At 53.8% G+C, this 17,997-nt stretch carries 19 protein-coding genes; 10 read left to right on the top strand and 9 right to left on the bottom strand.

Annotated elements, in window-relative coordinates; genetic code table 11:
- Window positions 1-52 precede the first annotated feature (52 nt).
- Window positions 53-739, top strand: coding sequence for a hypothetical protein (locus BC440_RS07285; protein ID WP_063092508.1), 687 nt, complete (start codon window positions 53-55; stop codon window positions 737-739).
- A gap of 220 nt (window positions 740-959) precedes the next feature.
- A complete protein-coding gene (locus BC440_RS07280; protein ID WP_063092509.1) occupies window positions 960-1,628 on the top strand; it encodes a LysE family translocator in 669 nt (222 codons plus the stop codon).
- Between the two features lie 324 nt (window positions 1,629-1,952).
- Here BC440_RS07280 and BC440_RS07275 read toward each other — a convergent pair whose 3' ends face one another.
- On the bottom strand, window positions 1,953-2,300 hold the full coding sequence (locus BC440_RS07275) for a MarR family transcriptional regulator (RefSeq protein WP_007088785.1): 348 nt from the start codon (window positions 2,298-2,300) through the stop codon (window positions 1,953-1,955).
- Window positions 2,301-2,394: 94 nt separating this feature from the next.
- Complete coding sequence (locus BC440_RS07270; RefSeq protein ID WP_063092510.1) at window positions 2,395-3,795, bottom strand: leucyl aminopeptidase family protein; 1,401 nt, start codon at window positions 3,793-3,795, stop codon at window positions 2,395-2,397.
- A 328-nt stretch (window positions 3,796-4,123) separates the two neighbouring features.
- On the opposite strand from BC440_RS07270, the gene BC440_RS07265 reads away from it, so the two are divergent.
- From BC440_RS07265 to BC440_RS07255, 3 genes are all read left to right on the top strand, one after another.
- A complete protein-coding gene (locus tag BC440_RS07265; protein WP_063092511.1) occupies window positions 4,124-4,789 on the top strand; it encodes a glutathione S-transferase family protein in 666 nt (221 codons plus the stop codon).
- A 27-nt stretch (window positions 4,790-4,816) separates the two neighbouring features.
- Complete coding sequence (locus tag BC440_RS07260) at window positions 4,817-5,452, top strand: uracil-DNA glycosylase family protein (RefSeq protein ID WP_007088788.1); 636 nt, start codon at window positions 4,817-4,819, stop codon at window positions 5,450-5,452.
- An 81-nt stretch (window positions 5,453-5,533) separates the two neighbouring features.
- Window positions 5,534-5,824 carry a 4a-hydroxytetrahydrobiopterin dehydratase gene (locus tag BC440_RS07255; protein ID WP_007088789.1) on the top strand — a complete coding sequence of 97 codons (291 nt, stop codon included), beginning with the start codon at window positions 5,534-5,536 and terminating at the stop codon, window positions 5,822-5,824.
- 116 nt (window positions 5,825-5,940) lie between these two features.
- Here BC440_RS07255 and BC440_RS07250 read toward each other — a convergent pair whose 3' ends face one another.
- The 4 genes from BC440_RS07250 to BC440_RS07235 all read right to left on the bottom strand — a co-directional run bounded on the left by BC440_RS07250 (window position 5,941) and on the right by BC440_RS07235 (window position 9,736).
- Window positions 5,941-6,702, bottom strand: coding sequence for an SDR family NAD(P)-dependent oxidoreductase (locus tag BC440_RS07250; protein ID WP_063092512.1), 762 nt, complete (start codon window positions 6,700-6,702; stop codon window positions 5,941-5,943).
- A gap of 178 nt (window positions 6,703-6,880) precedes the next feature.
- Window positions 6,881-7,753: a DMT family transporter gene (locus BC440_RS07245; protein WP_063092513.1), complete on the bottom strand. Its 873-nt coding sequence runs from the start codon at window positions 7,751-7,753 to the stop codon at window positions 6,881-6,883.
- A complete protein-coding gene (locus tag BC440_RS07240; RefSeq protein WP_063092514.1) occupies window positions 7,750-8,727 on the bottom strand; it encodes a DMT family transporter in 978 nt (325 codons plus the stop codon). Before BC440_RS07240 ends, BC440_RS07245 begins: the two co-directional genes overlap by 4 nt.
- The gene (locus tag BC440_RS07235; RefSeq protein WP_255356823.1) at window positions 8,720-9,736 is read right to left on the bottom strand and encodes a DMT family transporter; all 1,017 of its coding nucleotides are present in this window, start codon (window positions 9,734-9,736) and stop codon (window positions 8,720-8,722) included. Before BC440_RS07235 ends, BC440_RS07240 begins: the two co-directional genes overlap by 8 nt.
- A 155-nt stretch (window positions 9,737-9,891) precedes the next feature.
- Between BC440_RS07235 and BC440_RS07230 the strand changes: the two genes are divergently transcribed.
- The 5 genes from BC440_RS07230 to BC440_RS07210 all read left to right on the top strand — a co-directional run bounded on the left by BC440_RS07230 (window position 9,892) and on the right by BC440_RS07210 (window position 14,838).
- On the top strand, window positions 9,892-10,356 hold the full coding sequence (locus tag BC440_RS07230) for an Lrp/AsnC family transcriptional regulator (protein WP_007088794.1): 465 nt from the start codon (window positions 9,892-9,894) through the stop codon (window positions 10,354-10,356).
- 236 nt (window positions 10,357-10,592) lie between these two features.
- The gene (locus tag BC440_RS07225; protein ID WP_063092516.1) at window positions 10,593-12,551 is read left to right on the top strand and encodes a potassium/proton antiporter; all 1,959 of its coding nucleotides are present in this window, start codon (window positions 10,593-10,595) and stop codon (window positions 12,549-12,551) included.
- A 113-nt stretch (window positions 12,552-12,664) separates the two neighbouring features.
- Entirely contained in the window at window positions 12,665-13,624 is a 960-nt protein-coding gene (locus BC440_RS07220) for an EamA family transporter (RefSeq protein WP_063092517.1), read from the top strand.
- Between the two features lie 48 nt (window positions 13,625-13,672).
- A complete protein-coding gene (locus tag BC440_RS07215) occupies window positions 13,673-14,173 on the top strand; it encodes a DinB family protein (protein ID WP_063092518.1) in 501 nt (166 codons plus the stop codon).
- Window positions 14,173-14,838, top strand: coding sequence for a LysE family translocator (locus BC440_RS07210; RefSeq protein ID WP_063092519.1), 666 nt, complete (start codon window positions 14,173-14,175; stop codon window positions 14,836-14,838). Before BC440_RS07215 ends, BC440_RS07210 begins: the two co-directional genes overlap by 1 nt.
- Before the next feature lie 174 nt (window positions 14,839-15,012).
- Here BC440_RS07210 and BC440_RS07205 read toward each other — a convergent pair whose 3' ends face one another.
- The 3 genes from BC440_RS07205 to BC440_RS07195 all read right to left on the bottom strand — a co-directional run bounded on the left by BC440_RS07205 (window position 15,013) and on the right by BC440_RS07195 (window position 17,871).
- A complete protein-coding gene (locus BC440_RS07205; protein WP_063092520.1) occupies window positions 15,013-16,239 on the bottom strand; it encodes a cation:proton antiporter in 1,227 nt (408 codons plus the stop codon).
- A 31-nt stretch (window positions 16,240-16,270) separates the two neighbouring features.
- Window positions 16,271-17,056, bottom strand: a complete 786-nt coding sequence (gene hisN, locus BC440_RS07200) for a histidinol-phosphatase (RefSeq protein WP_063092521.1) — start codon at window positions 17,054-17,056, stop codon at window positions 16,271-16,273.
- Between the two features lie 107 nt (window positions 17,057-17,163).
- Entirely contained in the window at window positions 17,164-17,871 is a 708-nt protein-coding gene (locus BC440_RS07195) for a cytochrome c family protein (RefSeq protein ID WP_007088801.1), read from the bottom strand.
- Window positions 17,872-17,997 lie beyond the last annotated feature (126 nt).

The following is a 17,997-nucleotide window of genomic DNA, read 5'->3' as shown; positions in this document are numbered from 1 at the left end:
GCGTTCGTTGGGTATTGCGTAAAATTAATAACGGGCTGAAAGCAAACTGTTCATGACCGAACCGGCAAGAAAACCGAAAGCGTTCAGGAACTGCCTTTTCAAATCGCTTTTGGCGATGATGATCGGGATTGCGCTGTTTGGTCCGGATGCACAGGCATCGGGCGGTGGGCAAGAGGACGCAAAGCCGTCTGAAAGTGCCGAGCCAAAAGAACCGCAAATTCCGGAAACGGTGATCGAACCGGATTCAATTGCGCTTACCGTTGTTTTGCCCAAGAGCGGCGCGATCCGGCAAATGGTGTTCTATGTCTGGCTTGAAGCATCAAGTGTTGCTGATCGTGCGGTCATCGAGCAGGCAGAGCCAAAATTATTGAATGCGTTCCTGCGAGATCTGCAACGCATCATGTATCGCGATACCCAGAACCGATACGAGAAACTTGAAGCAGGCAAACGTGGTTTTGTCTATAACGGGCCGGAGCTGATTGCACCACCGCCGCCCAAAACACCAGAAGAACTAGAAGCAGAAAAAGAAGCCTTAGAAGCGGCGAAAGAAAAGGGCGAGGAAATCAAATCCGAGCCACCGTTCTCTCCGTTCCGTCCAACAACCAATAGGTATTTTGCAGCACTTCAGAGCCGGCTTCTGGCAACCGCACGCGGCATCGTGCCGCCAGAATCAATTCGTTCGGTTCAGGTGCGCAAATTTTATGATAACTGGCCCGGCGACAAGAAGCCGGGCCGCTAAGGTTATTTCGCCCGCCTAAAGGCATACCCGCCGATACCGTATCGGTAATTCAAAACAATTTCCTTCTCCTTACCCGAATGGTTTTTGTTCGGTGTGATCCATTGCCGGGTTACCTGTTTTCAGGATGCCTGATCGGCAGATGCCAGCAGTGCACAGAGTGCACTTGTATGGTGACATGGGCGTGATATTCCGTCTTGATTGACGTAATCCGTGGAATGAAATGTCGATTGAAACATGGCTCAGCTTTTGCGCACTTGTATCGCTTATGGTGGCAACGCCCGGGCCCAGTGTCCTGATCGGCATGTCGCATTCGTTACGTTATGGACCGCGCCCGACCATGATTACCGCCCTTGGTGATGTGACCGCAAACATGATCCAGATGGTGATTGCCGCGGTTGGCTTGGGGGCGTTGCTGGCGACATCGGTGACGGCGTTTGGCGTTGTCAAATGGTGCGGCGTCGCGTTCCTGATTGTCATCGGTCTGACGGCAATCCTGCGAAAACCCAAGGCATCAAGAAATGATAACGATACCGAAATAAAAATCAGAACAGGGTTTGAGCCGGTACGAAAACGTCGGTTGTTTAGCGAAGGTTTTCTGGTTGCAGCGGGTAACCCGAAAGCGATCGCGTTTTTTGGTGCATTATTCCCGCAGTTCATCGATCCTTCGGTGGACCTTTGGTCGCAATTGGTGATCCTTGGGATCACGTTTGTGATTTTTGATTACACATTCGTAATGATGTATGCGTTTGGTGCCGCAAGACTGATGCCATGGTTGTTGAAACGTGGTGGAAAAAACACGATTGGCCGGATCAGTGGCGGTGTTTTGATTGTTGCCGCCCTGCTTTTGTCCCTGATTGACATGCCTGAAAGCGTGGCGCGGACCCGCTAGGCCGAAAGTTGGATCGGGTATTATTTCTTGGCGTCAAAGCTGCGTGTTTTGGGCTCGTGATACAGGTGATTGTCAGTAACGTTTTGATATTAAATACTAAAAATATATTCTGTTTGACGAAATACAGAAGCTTCGAACAAACCAACTGGTCTGTTTGATGCCTATTCTTACGTATGAGAAGGGAGAGTTTTAGCTTTAGGACAGATTTTCTGTCCCATTTCCCGACCTTTGGTATTCAGACCAGCTATTGGCGACAGAATATCAATTCAATTTCGCCTGACCTACTGCCACGAGACCCGAACGTCATCGGATCAAGAGATCGATCTATTCGGTTTTCTTCCCCGCGGACACGATAATATCGCCAAATTCGCGCAGGAAGACAGAACCCTTCACAGTGCGCTGAATCAGAACGGAGCGACGATCATCTTCGTCGACCTTGCGTTTGACCATGCCCAGTGAACTGAGGCGGTCAAGCGCACGTGTAATCGCTGGTTTGGAGATATTCAGGGCGTCGGAAAGGCCCCGAACGGTATGCGGGGCCGGGGTCAGATAAACAGTCAGCATAAGGGCCATCTGGCGAGCCGATAGGTCGGGAGAGTCCCGACGCACGCTTTCAACAATCGCGATACGCCAAAGGTCAAGCGCCTGAGACGGTTTGATCTCGATCGACATGCCTGTGCCCAACAATTAATTTGTTACGAATACGTAATCTGTCTACCTGACCCCTGCGCGGATGTCAAAGGTCTAATTGGGAAAATCGAAATGTTTACTTTCCGTAACGATCCGCAATGAGCTTGAAAGCGGCCCGGATTCCTTGGGCTTCGCCGCCTTCGGGACGTCCGGGACGTGCCGAAGGATTCCACGCCATCAGGTCGATATGGGCCCAGGCTTTTGCACCTTCGGCGAAGCGATCAAGGAACAGAGCCGCAATGATCGCACCGCCATAGGGCGAACCGGAAATGTTGTTCATGTCGGCCGCCTTGCTATCGAGCATCGGACGATAATCATCCCACAACGGCAAGCGCCACATCGGATCATTCAGCGCCAGACCATTTTCCAGAAGGCCATTGGCAAGGTCGTCATTGTTGGAAAACAGTGCCGGCAGGCCAAGGCCCAGTGCAACACGTGCAGCCCCGGTCAGAGTTGCGAAATCAAGCAGGATTTCGGGATCCTCGGCCGCGGCTTCGGTCAGGGCATCGGAGAGAACCAGGCGACCTTCGGCATCGGTATTGCCAACTTCGACGGTGATGCCCTTCCTGGTCTGAAGGATGTCGCTTGGCCTGTATGCCTTGCCCGAAACCATGTTTTCAACAGCCGGGATCAGAACACGCAGGCGCACCGGAAGACCCGATGCCATGATCATACGGGCCAGACCAAGAACCTGTGCCGATCCCCCCAGATCCTTTTTCATCAGAAGCATGTTGCTTGACGGTTTGAGGTCATAGCCGCCGGTGTCAAAGCAGACACCCTTGCCGACCAGTGTGACCTTGGGCGCGTTCTCATCACCCCAATGAAGATCAATCAGGCGGGGGGCACGATCGCTGCCTTTGCCAACCGTGTAGATCGCCGGGAAATTGCGTTTGTTCAGGTCTTCGCCAATGATGCTCGTCACCTTTGCGCCAAACTCTTCGCCAAGGCGACGTGCTGCGGCTTCGAGTTCTTCCGGCCCCATATCATTGGCCGGAATGTTGATCAGGTCGCGTGCAAGTCCGATACCACGCGCGATATTTTCAGCACGTTTGGTCGCATCGTTTGACGGAATGGCAAATAGCGCACGTTTCGCGGTGCTGGCTTCTGATTTGCGGTAGCGATCAAAACGATACCCGCCAAGGTAAAGACCAAGAACGGCCTTTTCGCATATGGCATCATTTTTTGTAACATCATCTGTCAGGATATATTCACCCGCGGGCAGGGCAGTCGGAAGTCCAGCAAAATCCCACTGGGTTTTGGCATCGTCGACATAGCTGATCACGATGGTCTGATAGGTACCCGCGTCACCGGCAAGGGCAAGATGGGTGCCGCGTTTGCCGTCATAGCCGGACGAGGCAATCCATGCCTGATGAGCATCGGACTGTTTGCCGAGCCATTTTTTGAAATCGGATTCTTGAACTGCCGTGATGCGGACCGGGTTGGAGGGCTTTTCAGACGAGATAATGTGATCGAACAATTTGATACTTCCCTTGTGGTGACGTGTTGGCGAGAGTGGTGGGGCTCTTGAGCAGGCAGTCTGTTTAGGCCTGTTATTGCGAGATATGACTTCGATCTTACGGATGCCACCGTCAATCGGCAATCGCCCAAAAGAAAACCCCGCATCCGGAAATATAATTCGGGATGTGCTGGGTGACTGCGACATTGATTGGCAGACCTTGAATGATCATTTGCCGGATCGCCAAAACCGAGCACGGCCCGGTGACTGAACGGCCTTGAACCGGGTTTTGAATAGCCCGATAGTGTGTTGGCCGCCCCCTTTTGGTTTGAATGAAGGATACCTTCCTATGGAAACGCGCCCCATTCTGTATATCGGTAATAAAAACTATTCTTCGTGGTCGCTTCGCGCGTGGCTGGGCCTGCGTGTGGCAGGGATCGATTTCGAGGAAAAGCTGATCCCGCTTTATAGCGAAGAATGGCATGCCAAGGCCGAAGTCGTCTCGCCGAGCAAAAAGGTCCCCGCACTTTTTGATGGCCGGAAAACCATTTGGGAAGCGTTGAGTATTCTGGAATATTTTGCGGACAGTCGACCTGATGCGATGTTGTGGCCGCTTGATCTTGATGTGAGGGCGATTGCGCGGTCTGTCTCGCTTGAAATGCATGGCGGGTTTGGTGCGATCCGCAGCAACATGCCGATGAACTTACGCAAAACATTGCCCGGGCGTGGCCGAAGCGAGATCGTCGAAAAAGAAATCGCGCGCATCTGCGAGATTCTCAAAACATGCCGCACGCAGTTTGGTCAGGGGGGAGACTTCCTTTTTGGGCATTTTTCGATTGCAGACGCGATGTTTGCGCCGGTGGTGACCCGGTTCAAAACTTATGACGTGTCGCTTGATCCCATCGGTAATGCCTATATGGAAACCATTCTTGGATTGCCTGAAATGGTGGAATGGTATCGCGACGCCATGGCCGAGGAATGGGTTGTTGCCGGTGGCGAACTTCCCGACGCATAGTTCGATACCTCAAAACAGGAGCATGCAATGGCCGGATTAACCGGCAGGCTTCCCGAAATCGATCCGCCGGGTGGTGACCCCGCACTTGACGATCTTCTGGTCAATGTCCGGGCCTGTCGGATATGCGAAAGTGCATTGCCCCTGGGCCCCAGACCTGTCGTGCGGATGGCGGCGGGTGCCAGAATCCTTGTGATCGGGCAGGCACCGGGGACGAAGGTGCATGAAACCGGGCTGCCGTGGAATGATGCATCGGGGGACCGGTTGCGCGATTGGCTGCAAATGCCGGTTGAGGATTTCTATGATCCGGGCAAGCTTGCCATCATGCCTATGGGATTTTGTTATCCCGGCCGGTTTGAACGTGGTGGTGATTTGCCACCGCGCCCCGAATGTGCACCGACATGGCATGATGCATTGCTAAAACATTTGCCCGATGTTGGATTAACACTTCTGATCGGGCAGTATGCGCAGGAACGTTATCTTGGCCCGCGCCGGGCAAAAAGCATGACCGAAACGGTACATCTATTTGCCGAGTATTTGCCAGACGGGTTACTGCCGATGCCGCATCCAAGCTGGCGCAATACCGGCTGGATCAAAAAGAACCCGTGGTTTGAAAGTGACCTTTTACCGGTGTTGCGTGAACGTGTGCATTGCCTTTTGAAGTAGGGACTGCTTTGCACCGTTCAATATTTGGCAAGTTTCCGGTGTCATGGTCAAATGGGATCAAGCAAAAAGCAGGAGGTCACAATGAGCAAACTGGACAAAACCGCCATCGAAGCTGCGCTTGTTAAACTCGATGGCTGGAAACTGGCAGAAGACGGGTTATCAATCGGCAAGGTTTACATGTTCGGTGATTTCAATTCGGCATTTGGTTTCATGACGCGCATCGCGATACAGGCCGAAAAGATGGATCACCACCCGGAATGGTTCAATGTTTATAACAAGGTGGGGGTCACGCTGACAACTCACGACGCGGGTGGCGTGACACAAAAAGACATCGATCTGGCGACTTTTGCCGAAACGGTTATCGCCCACTAGGTGCCGTGTCGGACGATAGGGGCTGATCCTTGATCAAAGCTGGAAAATAAACGCCCTGCCATTGCGGGACTGGCAGGGCGTTTTTCGTGGCAGCGGTTCCCGTTTGGGGGGCTGGCTTATTTGGGCTCCAGCCTTACCGCGCCATCGATGCGGATCGTTTCGCCATTAATCATTTCATTTTCACATATATGTAGGGCCAATCGGCCATATTCCGCCGGATCGCCAAGGCGTTTGGGGAAGGGAATGTTGGCCGCAAGTGCCTGCTGCATGTCGTCGGGCAGGGCGGTGACCATGGGCGTGCCAAACATGCCCGGAGCAATCGAAACGACACGGATGCCGTGCCGGGCCAGTTCGCGCGCTGCTGGCAAGGTCATCGCGGCAACGCCGCCCTTGGATGCCGAATAAGCGGCCTGTCCGATCTGACCTTCGTAGGCGGCGATGGATGCGGTATTGACGATAACCCCGCGTTCACCACCTTTGGTCGGTTCATTGCGGCTCATGGCGGTTGCGGCAACGCGCATCATGTTGAATGTCCCGATCAGATTGACATTGATCACGCGCGCAAATGCATCAAGATCTGCCGGGCCTTCGCGACCAACAATGCGTTCGCCTTGCAGGATGCCTGCGCAATTGACCAAAATGGATGGAATGCCTTGGGTCTTGATAACGTCGGAAATCGCGTCTTCGACGCTTTTGGCGTTTGATACATCAACCTTGTAACCGATGCCGTCAAGTTCGACTGCTGTTGTTTTGGCGCCTGCTTCATTCAGATCAAAGGCCGCAATCTTTGCCCCGGCGGCTGCAAGCACGCGCGCGGTGGCGGCGCCCAGGCCCGATGCGGCCCCGGTGACAATGGCAATGGATCCCTTGACCTGCATGACATGAAATTCCCTGTTTTGATCCCGATAAACAAATAATAGGTAATTCTATACCAAATTATTTGTTTATCGGGCAAGGGCATTTGACCGTCTGAGTTCAAGGGGAAGAGTTTGGATGTTGCGGTGTGGGTGTGGTCCCGGCTGGCCGGGTGGTTTTCGAACTGTTCAGGTTTGCTGTTCAGGCAATTTTGCGTTCACGCAAGGCAACATAGACTGCCGCTGCGATAATCAGGGCGCCACCGGGAAATATCCAGATGTCGGGGACTTCGCCAAACAGGATCAGGGCCAGAATGGCGATGATCGGCAGGCGCAAATAGGAAAATCCGACAAAGAAGCTGTAATCGGCAAATTGCAGAGCTTTGACATTGCAAACCTGCATGACGTTCATCATCGCGGCCGCCAGCACTATCAGGCCAAGCACATGCCAGCTTGGCGTTTGCCAGACAAACAGGGCCGGAATTAAGGAAACTGGCGTTGTAATCAGCATCAGGTAAAACAGAAGGGCGGTGGTGCTTTCGGTGGCAACCAGTCGCTTGGTGATGAGCCCGGCACTTGCCATGCAGATGGCTGCGGCAATTGGCAGAAGGCTTGCCGGTTGCATGGCGGCCGTTCCGGGCTGAATGATCAACCCAACACCAATAAATCCGACAAAAACGGCAAGCCAACGGTGAATGCGGATGGTTTCGCGAAGGATCAGCGCGGCCAGAATGGTGCCAAATAACGGGACGGTAAAGTTAAGTGTCGTGGCCTCGGCCAGTGGCAGATAAAGCACCGCCAAGAACCACAAACACATTTCCGATGCCGACAGAATACCGCGCAATCCAAGAAGTGGCAGGCGTTTGGTGTGTAAGGGGGCGAATCCACCGCGCATAACTACTGGTGCGATCATCAGCAGTCCGAACAGAAACCGCAGGAATACAGCCTGATAGGGGTGAAGTTCCTCGGTGGCAAAACGAATTGTCAATGTGAAGCAGGCTGCAAGAATCGCTGCCGATAGGGCATAAAAACTGGCCTGTACCGTGGCGGGTTGGTTTTTGAACCAGTTTTTCATCTGCGCTCTGACCCATTAATATTTTGTCGATTATCGCGTGACGGGGGTGGGTCAAGGTCAATCGCCGCGGCTGACGGGCCGCGATTGATCCGTCTTGCTTCTTTGGCGAGTTTGGCTTCGCGCCGTGCAATGAACAGTGCGGACCCGATGATCAAACCCGCACCGGGCAACAGCCAGATTTCAGGGACCTCACCGAACATGACCAAGGCGATGGCGACAACAAAGGGCAGGCGCAGATAGTTGAAGCCGACGACGAAACTGTAATCGTATATTCGAAAAGCATTGGTATTACAGATCTGGGTGATGTTGGCGATAAACGCACCCAGTGCCATCAAACCAAGCGCCTGCAGGCTTGGTGTCTGCCAGACGAGGAGCGCGGGGATGAATGTCAGTGGCGTGGTCAACAGCATCATGTAAAGCACGATGGTTGTACTGTTTTCAGTTTTGGACAGCGACTTGATCGTCAACCCTGCGCTGGCCATGCAAAGGGCGGCTGCAATTGGCAGAAGGCTTGCCAGTTGCATGGTTTCGCTGCCGGGGCGGATAATGATGACGACACCGATAAAGCCTGCCAGAAGGGCGGCTACGCGGTATTTTCGAACCGCTTCACCCAGAAATATCGCGGCAAGGACGGTACCAAACAGCGGGACGGTGAAGTTCAGCGTCGTTGCTTCGGCCAGCGGCATATAGGCAATGGCGGAGAACCAGAAGCTCATGGCCCCCATCGACAGCAAGGCGCGCAACAGAAACAGCGGCATCCGCTGTGTTTTCAGCTGTGCAAAACCGGACCGGAGCGCGATGGGAGCGATGAAAAGAAGCCCAAATAAGTTGCGAAAGAAAACAGCCTGCAGCGGATCGATTTCACGGGTTGCTATGCGGACAATCACCGAAAAAAGGGCGGCCATAAGCGATGCAATCACGGCGAAAACAGATGCCTGAAGATAGGGGGGCAGGCTGTTGAACCACCTACGCATCAATGCGGCCTGCTTTGCTTTCGGGGGTGCTTTCCGGATCTTCGGGCGGGTTGATGGTTTTTGCCTTGGTGACCGGGATCGCCTGAGAATCCGCGGCTGCCGTTGTCGGCATACGGCGGCGGCGCTTTTCCTTTCTGGCCAGAACAGCTTCGCGGCGCGCGATATAAAGGGTTGAGCCAATGATCAGCGACGCCCCGGCCCAGGTCCAGAAATCGACGGTTTCACCAAACATGATGAAGGCAAGGGCCGCGACAAATGGCAGACGCAGGAAATCGAAGGCCATGACATAGGACTGGTCGGCCGTGCGATTGGCGCGCACAAAAAGCTGTTGTCCCGCAGTCGCCAGAACAGCGATTGCAAGAAGTACCCCAAGCTGTTCCCATGTCGGATTTTGCCAAAAGAAAAGGGCCGGGATCAGTGACAGGGGCGTCATGATCATGCCCATCCATGTCACGATGGCGTTGGCACTTTCACTGCGCGAGAGCATCTTGACCGTTGTTACGGCAAAGGCAGTAAACAGGGTCGCCAGAAGGGCAAGGATCGCACCGGTTTCAAGCGTTTGTCCGATCGGACGCACAATGATCATTGCGCCAATAAAGCCGAGTGCCACAGCCGTCCAGCGGCGCGCCCTGACGGTTTCATGAAGGATCAGGGCAGCAAGGATGGTGGTCAGGATCGGGACCGTGAAATTGATTGCAATCACCTGTGCCGCCGGGGCAATGGCAAGTGCCGAAAACAGGCATAGCATTCCGGCCAGTCCGATGACCGCCCTGATGAAATGCAATTTCAGTTTCAGCGTACGCAGACCAACCAACCGGTCGCGCAGCATCCAGGGGATCATTGGGATCAACCCGAACAGATTACGGAAAAAAGCTGCTTCGAAGGGATGAACTTCGCGTGTGATGTAGCGGATAAGCACCGCCATCGCCGCAAAAAGGATTGCAGCACCGGTCATTAAAAGGGCGCCGCGAAGCGCATCGTCATCCCGAGAAACACGAAAAAGATGCATGATCATCAACGAATAAGACTGATTTTATAAAAAATCCAGTCTTGATCAGCGAAATAGTCCTACCATTTGTTGATGGCGACCCGAAAGTTTCATGCCTACACAGTTTTCGTGTAAGATCGTCTGATATTGATAAAAATTCTTCAGGGGGATGTTTTATGGATGCCATTGATCGCAAGTTGATCGACATTTTGCAGGATGACGCGTCTTTGTCTTATTCGGCGCTGGGGACGAAGGTCGGCCTTTCTGTTTCGGCGGTGAATGACCGTGTGCGCAAATTGCGCGAACAGGGGGTTATCAAGGCTTACCGCGTCGAAGTTGACGGCAATGCGATTGGTCGCGCACTTACCGCAATGGTCTGGTTGCGCACCGACCCGGCCAAGGGAAACAAGAAACTGGTCAAGTCGCTGATCAAGGCAGACGAGGTTCTTGAATGTCATCACATGACCGGCCGATTTGATTTTCTGTTGAAATTGCGCCTGCGCGATACTTCTCATCTTGAAAGCTTTGTGACGGATACGATCAAGGAAGTCCCCGGCGTGGTCGAGGTTATTCCGGAAATTGCCCTGTCTACAGCCAAAGAAACCGGCTTTGTTCCGGCAATGCTTGATGGCGATAAATGATTGGCTGTGCTGAATTATAACCGGTGGAGAGAATTGATTTCATTTGCCTGATATTTGACCAAATATCGGGTAATCCTGCCGCAAGAATGCCGCCTTTGCGCGCTTTAAGCACATCATTGCAAGATGAGTTGCCGTAACGCATTTCAAACTTTCCTGTCTTGGAAAACATTTGACAGGAACCTGACGGGTTTTTCGACCTGTCTCACGATAATGACAAACAGGATGGAGACGCGAGTATGATCGAATCGATGAATCTGGTGATCCTGATTGCATCGGTTCTGGTCGTTGTTGCGGTCTTTACCAGTCTGATCAGTTTCCGGGTTGGTGCACCCTTGTTGCTTGTTTTCCTGTTTGTCGGCCTTGGTGCTGGCGAGGACGGGATTGGCGGCATCAATTTCGATAATGCGCCGCTGGCTTATTTTATCGGGTCCATTGCGCTTGCGATGATCCTGTTTGATAGCGGATTTGAAACCCAGCTTCGAACCTTGAAGATTGCAGCCGCACCCTCGCTCGTACTGGCGACGGTCGGGGTCATGTTGACCGCGTTTGTCGTTGGCGGGGTCACCTGGCTTGTGCTTGATGTGCCATGGCTGGTGGCCTTGTTGTTCGGGGCGATTGTCAGTTCGACGGATGCGGCGGCGGTGTTTTTCCTTTTGCGGGTGGGCGGGATAAATTTGCGCGACCGTACGCGCAGCACACTTGAAGTCGAGTCCGGTTCGAACGATCCCATGGCGGTGTTTCTGACCATTTCGCTGGTCGAACTGATCATGCAGGGCGGCGGGGATAATCTGGCGCTGGAACTGCTTGAACGGTTTGTTCTGCAAATCGGACTTGGGGCTGTTTTGGGTCTTCTGGGTGGCATGGCCATCGTCCAGATGATCAACCGGGTCAAGCTTGAACCCGCACTTGTTCCGATTGTAACGCTTGCCTGCGCGCTTAGCCTTTTTGGCGCAACCAGTATCGTTGGTGGCAGCGGCTTTTTGGCAGTTTATGTCGCCGGTCTTTATGCTGGCAACAGTCAGATGCGCATGAGTGTCGGGGTGCGCCGGTTCCAGCACGTAACCACCTGGCTGGCGCAGATCGTGATGTTTGTCACCATGGGGTTGCTTGCAACACCGTCACAGTTTGGTGATGTGATCATTCCCGGGGTTATTCTGGCGCTTGTACTGGTGTTTGTCGCCCGCCCGGTTGCGGTATGGCTTTGCCTGATGTTCTTCAACTTCTCACGCAATGATACCGCTTTTATTTCATGGGTTGGTTTGCGCGGGGCGGTTTCCATCCTGCTTGCGATCGTGCCGATGGTGGAAGGTGTTGAATATGGCCAGCTTCTTTTCAACACGGCCTTTATTGTTGTGATCACGTCGCTGCTGTTGCAGGGGTGGACAATCCGGCTGATGGCGCGCTGGCTGGGCATTATGATTCCGCCGCGACACGGGCCGGTCGATCGTATCGACCTTGAACTGCCGGGCAACGCCAATCAGGAAATTGTCGTTTATCGCGTTCACAGCGAAAGTGCGGTGGCAACCGGGCAACGCATTCCGCGCTGGGCACGGCCGAGCCTGATTTTGCGCGATGGCAAATCGTTACGCCCGCACAGTGCCGGGCGCATCGAAGGCGGTGATCAGGTTTATATCATTACCCCACCGCGCCATGTCGAACTGCTTGATCAATTGTTCGCCGGTCCGGCCGAGGGGGCAAATGACGTCGACCTGTTTGGTGATTTCAGTTTCCCACCCGATACCCGTATTGCCGATCTTGGCCGTTTGTATGGCTTTGTGGTTGGGGACGCGGACGAAGAGGCGACCGTTGCCGAAATCCTTGAACGCAACCTTTCGGGCGATATCGAACCTGGGGACCGGGTTGCCTATGGCATGGTTGAACTGATTGTTCGTCGGATCGATGATACGCACGAGATTGTCGAAGTTGGCATGGCGGTCGAACAGAAACCGGTCAAGCCCAAACGCCATCTGCCGATGTTCCATTCGCGCACAGAATTGCTGGCAATCTGGAAGGAATGGCAGCGTCGTCGCCTGCGCGAAAAAATGCGCAAGAAGCGTGGTGATGATGTTCTTGATACCGATGACGCCAAAGAACCCGGAGATGACATGTCGATTGTCGACGATGCCGCCAATGATGGCGAAAATGATGATATCGGGCCGGTGCGGGCAGAATCGGGAAAAAGCGATAAATCTTAGGGATGGGACGGAAAGTCCATTAGTATGTCTAATGGATAGATGAGTTTTGCTGGTTTGTCTGTTTGGCAAAAACTGCCCTAAATACCAACGATTGATTTCGTTGGAGTGCCGTCATGGGCCCGCTTGGATTATATAGTGTTGTCGTTCTGATCTGGGGAAGCACCTGGATCGCAATCCAGTATCAGCTTTCGGTCGGGCCGGAACTGGCTGTTGCCTATCGTTTTGTCCTGGCGGCAGTAATTTTGATGGCATGGTGTGTTATCCGCCGTTTGCCTATGCGCTATTCCCTGCGTGATCATGTGTTTATGGCGGCCCTTGGCATATGCCTGTTTTCGCTGAATTACGTACTGATTTACATCGCAAGTGCGCATTTGACGTCGGGTCTTCTGGCGGTAGTGTTTTCGACCATCGTGATCATGAACATGATTAATGGTGCGATCTTTTTCAAGCGACGCCCGGAAACCCGGACATTGATCGGGGCGGCAATCGGGCTTGGCGGGATTTCGCTGGTGTTTGCGCGCGATCTTGCAACGTTTGATCTGGCAGCAGGTGGTAGCGTTGGGTTGCTGGTTTCGCTTGCGGGCAGCTATATCGCGTCGCTTGGAAATATGGCATCGGCGCGCAATCAGGCGCGCGGCATTCCGGTCCTTCAGGCGAATGCTTATGGCATGATGTATGGCTCGATCCTGTTGATCGGATACATCCTTGTTACCGGTATTCCGTTTACCTTTGACACCAGTCCGTCCTTTGTCGCTGCGCTGATTTACCTTTCCCTGTTTGGCTCGGTTCTGGCGTTTGGCTCCTATCTGACACTTCTGGGCAAGATCGGCCCGGATCGCGCGGCATACAGTTCCGTCATGTTTCCGGTAGTAGCGCTATTACTGTCGACCTGGTTTGAAGGATTTGTCTGGGACAGCAATATCGTTCTAGGCGTTGGCCTGACTTTGCTGGGTAATATCGTGATCCTGACCAAACGGATGCCCAAACCGCCCGTCCTTGCCATGAACACAACAGCAGATGCGACAGGTGGTGCTAACCAGACGACAAGCCCCTGTGACGCAAAGGCCGGATAAAGCTTTTGAAGTGACGGGGGGAGGCGGAATCAAGATGGATGAAATATTATGAACGGAGTTGCCTACTTTCAACGCATGGCCAATTATAATGCGTGGGCGAACCAGCATATTCTGGACGCATGTGCGGGTCTTGAAGCGGGCGAACTTACCGCCCCGCGGGCTGCTTTTTTCCCGTCGATCATCAAGACACTGAACCATCTTTTGGTGGCGGATCGTCTGTGGTTGGGGCGTCTGGTCGGGGTGCCTGAACGTCTGGCGCTTGATGCCGTGCTGTACGCCGGATTTTCAGAATTCCGAACCGCGCGTAAGGCACAGGATGCCAAAATCATCGCCTTTACCGAACAACTTGACGCGGACACATTGGCAAGTGATCTGTCCTATCAATCGATGCTGGCCGGGGCATATACACTGCCGCGCGAGATTGTCTTGGCGCATATGTTCAACCACCAAACACATCATCGCGGGCAGCTTCATTCCATGCTGATCGAGGCCGGTGCCAAGTCACTTTCGATGGATCTGGTTTACTATTGCCTGGAGGTCGATGCGTGATGGCCGATCTTCTGATCCAATATACGCCGTTTCTGATTGCCGCCCTGTTGCTCAATATCTCGCCCGGGCCTGATCTGGCTTATATCAGTGCCCAGACCGCGATCCATGGTCGCAAGATCGGGGTGTTTTCCAGTCTTGGCGTTTGTTCCGGTGCGTTTGTCCATGTGGTTGCCGCAGCCCTTGGGCTTTCGGCCATTCTGGCCACATCAACACTGGCATTCTCGGTGGTGAAATGGGTTGGTGTGGCATATCTGGTGTGGCTGGGGATTGGTGCCTTGCGCAGCAGTTTTGCCAAACGTGGTCCGGATGATGCGGCATCTGAAATATCTGCGGTAAAGCGGACTCCGATACCCACCATGACAGCGTTTCACGCATGGCGTCAGGGCGCGATGATCGATGTCCTTAATCCTAAGGTCGCGATTTTCTTTATGGCGTTTCTGCCCCAGTTTGTTAACCCGGCGGCGGGGGATGGTGCGATCCAATTTCTGGTGCTTGGTACCCTGGTGAATGTCATCGGTTTTTGTGTCGAGACGGTCGTGGTGTTTGCCATCGGATTTGCCGCAACCCGCCTTCGGGCTAACGGGGCGCTCGGTATCTGGCTGCAACGTTCTCTTGGCGGGATGTTTATCGCGTTGGGTGTCCGGTTGGCGCTGACCGAGCGTTGATAATCGAATTCGTCACCCTTCGTTCCCAACCGGTTGGGAAGGATGACGATGCCGGGCTTTTGCATTCAGGCGCAAAGGTCCTTGGTCCGGATTGGTAGCCGGGCCCTCTGGATTTTGCACTCCATCCAGAGCTCTCTTACTGCAAACCAAGACTTGCGCCCGGCTGGGATATCCTCAGGACCGGGCGCCTTTTTTTGCAAGGTGACGCACCAGCATATTTGAAAGCGGGGCAGCCGACAGACCATGTGCGGTTACGCTGATGGCGACGATCATGACGGCGGCAGCAATAAGGGATTCATAGCCCTTCGGATCGATCATGGTGATCATGATCAGCAGGTAAATCACCGACGCGATGCCGCGTGGGCCAAACCAGCCGACATAGAGTTTTTCCGCCAGACTATAGGGGCTGCCGATCATGCAAATCCAGACACAAAGCGGGCGCAGGATCGCGAGGCTGACAATCGAGAAGATCAGCATCTCCCATGTCCAAAGCTGATACACAGCCGGGATAACCACCAGACCGAAAATGAAGAAGGTCAGCATGGTAAGTAGTTCTGATTCTGCTTCGCCAAAGCTTTCGATAGTTTCGCGGACCTTTTCGGAGAATATGTTCAATGCAAGACCACCAGCGAAGGCCGCGACAAAGCCGTTTCCGCCGAGCTTCTCAGACAGGAAGAAGATGAAAAGTGCTGAAAGCACGCCAAGCAAGCGTTCGAACCGGTCAAGGATGGTGTTGGTGGTAACCGCGTGATTGACGATCTGGCCGATGACATAGCCAGCCAGAAGTCCGACCCCGGCCCCGACGGAAATTTCGATGATCGCCTCGGTCAGCCAGTTGTTGCTGCCTTCACCGACAAGGTCGGCTTCGAGCAATACAACGGCTGTGAATATTGGTAAAACCAGCCCGTCATTCAGACCGCTTTCGATATTGATCCCCTGTCTGATCGGATCGGGAACCGATTTGTTTTCCAATACCGGTCGGCCAAGGGCCGCATCGGTCGGGCTTGCAATCAGGGCAAGGATCAGTGCCGGAAGAATCCCGATGGAAGGGTGAAGGCCAATGATGAAAGCCCATGTCACACCGATGGTCAACGGCAACCCGATCAGGAGCAACCGGTTGGCAAGCCGTATGGCAGGTTTTTCCTTGCGATAGTCAAGGACAGCGGAATCAAGAAACAGAATGATCGCCAGCGTCATTTCGGAAAACCCGGTGGCGAAATGGATGCGATCAGCGAACGGGGCAAGGGGTGCTTCGTGCCATATGCCCAATGGCAATGCGATCAACGCACCGGTTATAACCATCATCATCGGCGAGGATATGTTACGCCGTTGCAGCCTGCGCGATTGCAGGCCGTAAAGCAGTCCGGTTCCCAGAAACAGGATGATGACCCATTCGAACATGATGCGGCCTAACGGAAAGCGGGCACAGAGATCAGACCGTTGCTGCCCGGATGGTCGAAAGAACGTCCTGATGGCATCGGGCGTCGCCACTCGCGATGACGGAACCGTCACTGAAAATCGTCAGCGGCTTGCCCTGCCAATCGGTCATAACGCCACCGGCACCTTCGACGACCGGGACAAGGGCACAAAAATCATAGGCCTGCAAACCACATTCAACCACGGTATCGGCAAAGCCAAGGGCAACCAACCCATAGGCATAGGCATCAACGCCATACATCGGCTGCCGACATTTGTTCGAAACTGCCTTATAGGCGCGCGCGGAGGCATCGGTGCGGAACAGCTCCGGTGCGGTGGTAAAGAAGGTGGCAGCATCAAGCGTTTCGCATTCGCGGGCGTTGATTTCGTCACCATTCATTGTGCTGGCGCGACCCATAACACCAACCCAGCGTTCATTGGTGATGGCCTGATCAATAATGCCAATAACGGGAACACCTTTGTGGCACAGGGCAATAAGTGTTGCGAAACTTGGCTTGCCAGCGATGAATGACTTGGTGCCATCAATCGGATCAAGGACCCAGACAAAATCGGCATCAATATTGTGGTGGCCATGTTCTTCGCCAAGAATTCCGTGATCGGGAAGTTCCGCAATCAGGATTGCCCGCATCGCGGTTTCAACTTCGCGGTCGGCAATGGTCACCGGGCTTGCATCGGCCTTGACGTCCACGGCAACAGGGGTGCGGTAATACTGGTGTACGACCGGACGGGCGGTATCGGCCAGTTTGTGGGCGATCTCCAGAAAGTGGTCGAGATTTTCCATTAAAACGCATTCCTTGTTTTGAAACGATTAGTGGCAAACGAAAACAGGGGACAGTTACCTGTCCCCTGTAAAAAATCAATCGATTATCCGGTGAATTTCCCACCCCTTTATTGGGCGGGTGCTTCACCCTCTGCTGCGGGCTCTGCCGGTGCATCAGCGGCAGGTGCTTCTTCAGCAGGGGCATCGTTGGACTCCGCGGCCTCGGCCGGGGTATCTGCTGCTGCATCTGCTGCGGCGTCGGTGCCTTCAGCTGCGGTGGCTTCTGCCGGATCAGGATAAGGCAGCGGATTGTCCGACTTGCTGTTAAGCCATGCGATGACAGCAGCGCGATCTTCGGCCTTTTTCAGACCCCCGAAGCTCATTTTCGTGCCTTCGACATAATCGCGCGGCTTGTACAGGAAGTGGTTCAGTTCTTCCCAGCCCCAGGTTCCGCCATGGTTCGCCATGGCGTCGGAATAGGCGAAGTCATCCTTGTGGGCGAACTTGTTACCGACGATGCCATAAAGGTTCGGGCCGGTTTTGTTCGGGCCGCCATTCTCGGTGTCGTGGCAGGATGCGCATTTTTTGAAGACTTTCTCGCCTTCGGCAAGGTCAGCTGATGCCAGCAATGCAAAAATCGGTTCTGGTCCAGCCGGCTCTGCCGGTGCGGCAGCCGGTGCGTTGGCACCAGCCATCAGATCCTCGGAGAACGGGTAAACGGGCGTTTCCAGTTCTTCGGGGTGCACAAGAGCACTTCCGATCTTGCCAACAACTATAACCAAAAGCACAGCACAGATAACACCGGCGACGATCTTGTTGATTTCCATCGTTTTCATGACGGGATCCCTACAGCCTAATCACTCTCAGGTTTCTTTTTAACAGCTGACCCATGCGCCCCCAAAACGCTCTTAAAGATCACAAGAACGCGCATGCGACAGCAGGTCAGACCGGTCGGAGGGAAA

The organism is Thalassospira sp. MIT1004, assembly GCF_001858545.1.
Lineage (GTDB): Bacteria > Pseudomonadota > Alphaproteobacteria > Rhodospirillales > Thalassospiraceae > Thalassospira > Thalassospira xiamenensis.
This window is presented reverse-complemented; position numbering and strand designations above follow the sequence as displayed.

Excerpts from the sequence above, each read along its gene's own strand:
- BC440_RS07285 (WP_063092508.1), top strand. The coding sequence starts at position 53 with ATGACCGAACCGGCAAGAAAACCGAAAGCGTTCAGGAACTGCCTTTTC.
- BC440_RS07280 (WP_063092509.1), top strand. The coding sequence starts at position 960 with ATGTCGATTGAAACATGGCTCAGCTTTTGCGCACTTGTATCGCTTATG.
- BC440_RS07275 (WP_007088785.1), bottom strand. The coding sequence starts at position 2,300 with ATGTCGATCGAGATCAAACCGTCTCAGGCGCTTGACCTTTGGCGTATC.
- BC440_RS07265 (WP_063092511.1), top strand. The coding sequence starts at position 4,124 with ATGGAAACGCGCCCCATTCTGTATATCGGTAATAAAAACTATTCTTCG.
- BC440_RS07260 (WP_007088788.1), top strand. The coding sequence starts at position 4,817 with ATGGCCGGATTAACCGGCAGGCTTCCCGAAATCGATCCGCCGGGTGGT.
- BC440_RS07255 (WP_007088789.1), top strand. The coding sequence starts at position 5,534 with ATGAGCAAACTGGACAAAACCGCCATCGAAGCTGCGCTTGTTAAACTC.
- BC440_RS07250 (WP_063092512.1), bottom strand. The coding sequence starts at position 6,702 with ATGCAGGTCAAGGGATCCATTGCCATTGTCACCGGGGCCGCATCGGGC.
- BC440_RS07245 (WP_063092513.1), bottom strand. The coding sequence starts at position 7,753 with ATGAAAAACTGGTTCAAAAACCAACCCGCCACGGTACAGGCCAGTTTT.
- BC440_RS07240 (WP_063092514.1), bottom strand. The coding sequence starts at position 8,727 with ATGCGTAGGTGGTTCAACAGCCTGCCCCCCTATCTTCAGGCATCTGTT.
- BC440_RS07235 (WP_255356823.1), bottom strand. The coding sequence starts at position 9,736 with ATGCATCTTTTTCGTGTTTCTCGGGATGACGATGCGCTTCGCGGCGCC.
- BC440_RS07230 (WP_007088794.1), top strand. The coding sequence starts at position 9,892 with ATGGATGCCATTGATCGCAAGTTGATCGACATTTTGCAGGATGACGCG.
- BC440_RS07225 (WP_063092516.1), top strand. The coding sequence starts at position 10,593 with ATGATCGAATCGATGAATCTGGTGATCCTGATTGCATCGGTTCTGGTC.
- BC440_RS07220 (WP_063092517.1), top strand. The coding sequence starts at position 12,665 with ATGGGCCCGCTTGGATTATATAGTGTTGTCGTTCTGATCTGGGGAAGC.
- BC440_RS07215 (WP_063092518.1), top strand. The coding sequence starts at position 13,673 with ATGAACGGAGTTGCCTACTTTCAACGCATGGCCAATTATAATGCGTGG.
- BC440_RS07210 (WP_063092519.1), top strand. The coding sequence starts at position 14,173 with ATGGCCGATCTTCTGATCCAATATACGCCGTTTCTGATTGCCGCCCTG.
- BC440_RS07205 (WP_063092520.1), bottom strand. The coding sequence starts at position 16,239 with ATGTTCGAATGGGTCATCATCCTGTTTCTGGGAACCGGACTGCTTTAC.
- hisN (WP_063092521.1), bottom strand. The coding sequence starts at position 17,056 with ATGGAAAATCTCGACCACTTTCTGGAGATCGCCCACAAACTGGCCGAT.
- BC440_RS07195 (WP_007088801.1), bottom strand. The coding sequence starts at position 17,871 with ATGAAAACGATGGAAATCAACAAGATCGTCGCCGGTGTTATCTGTGCT.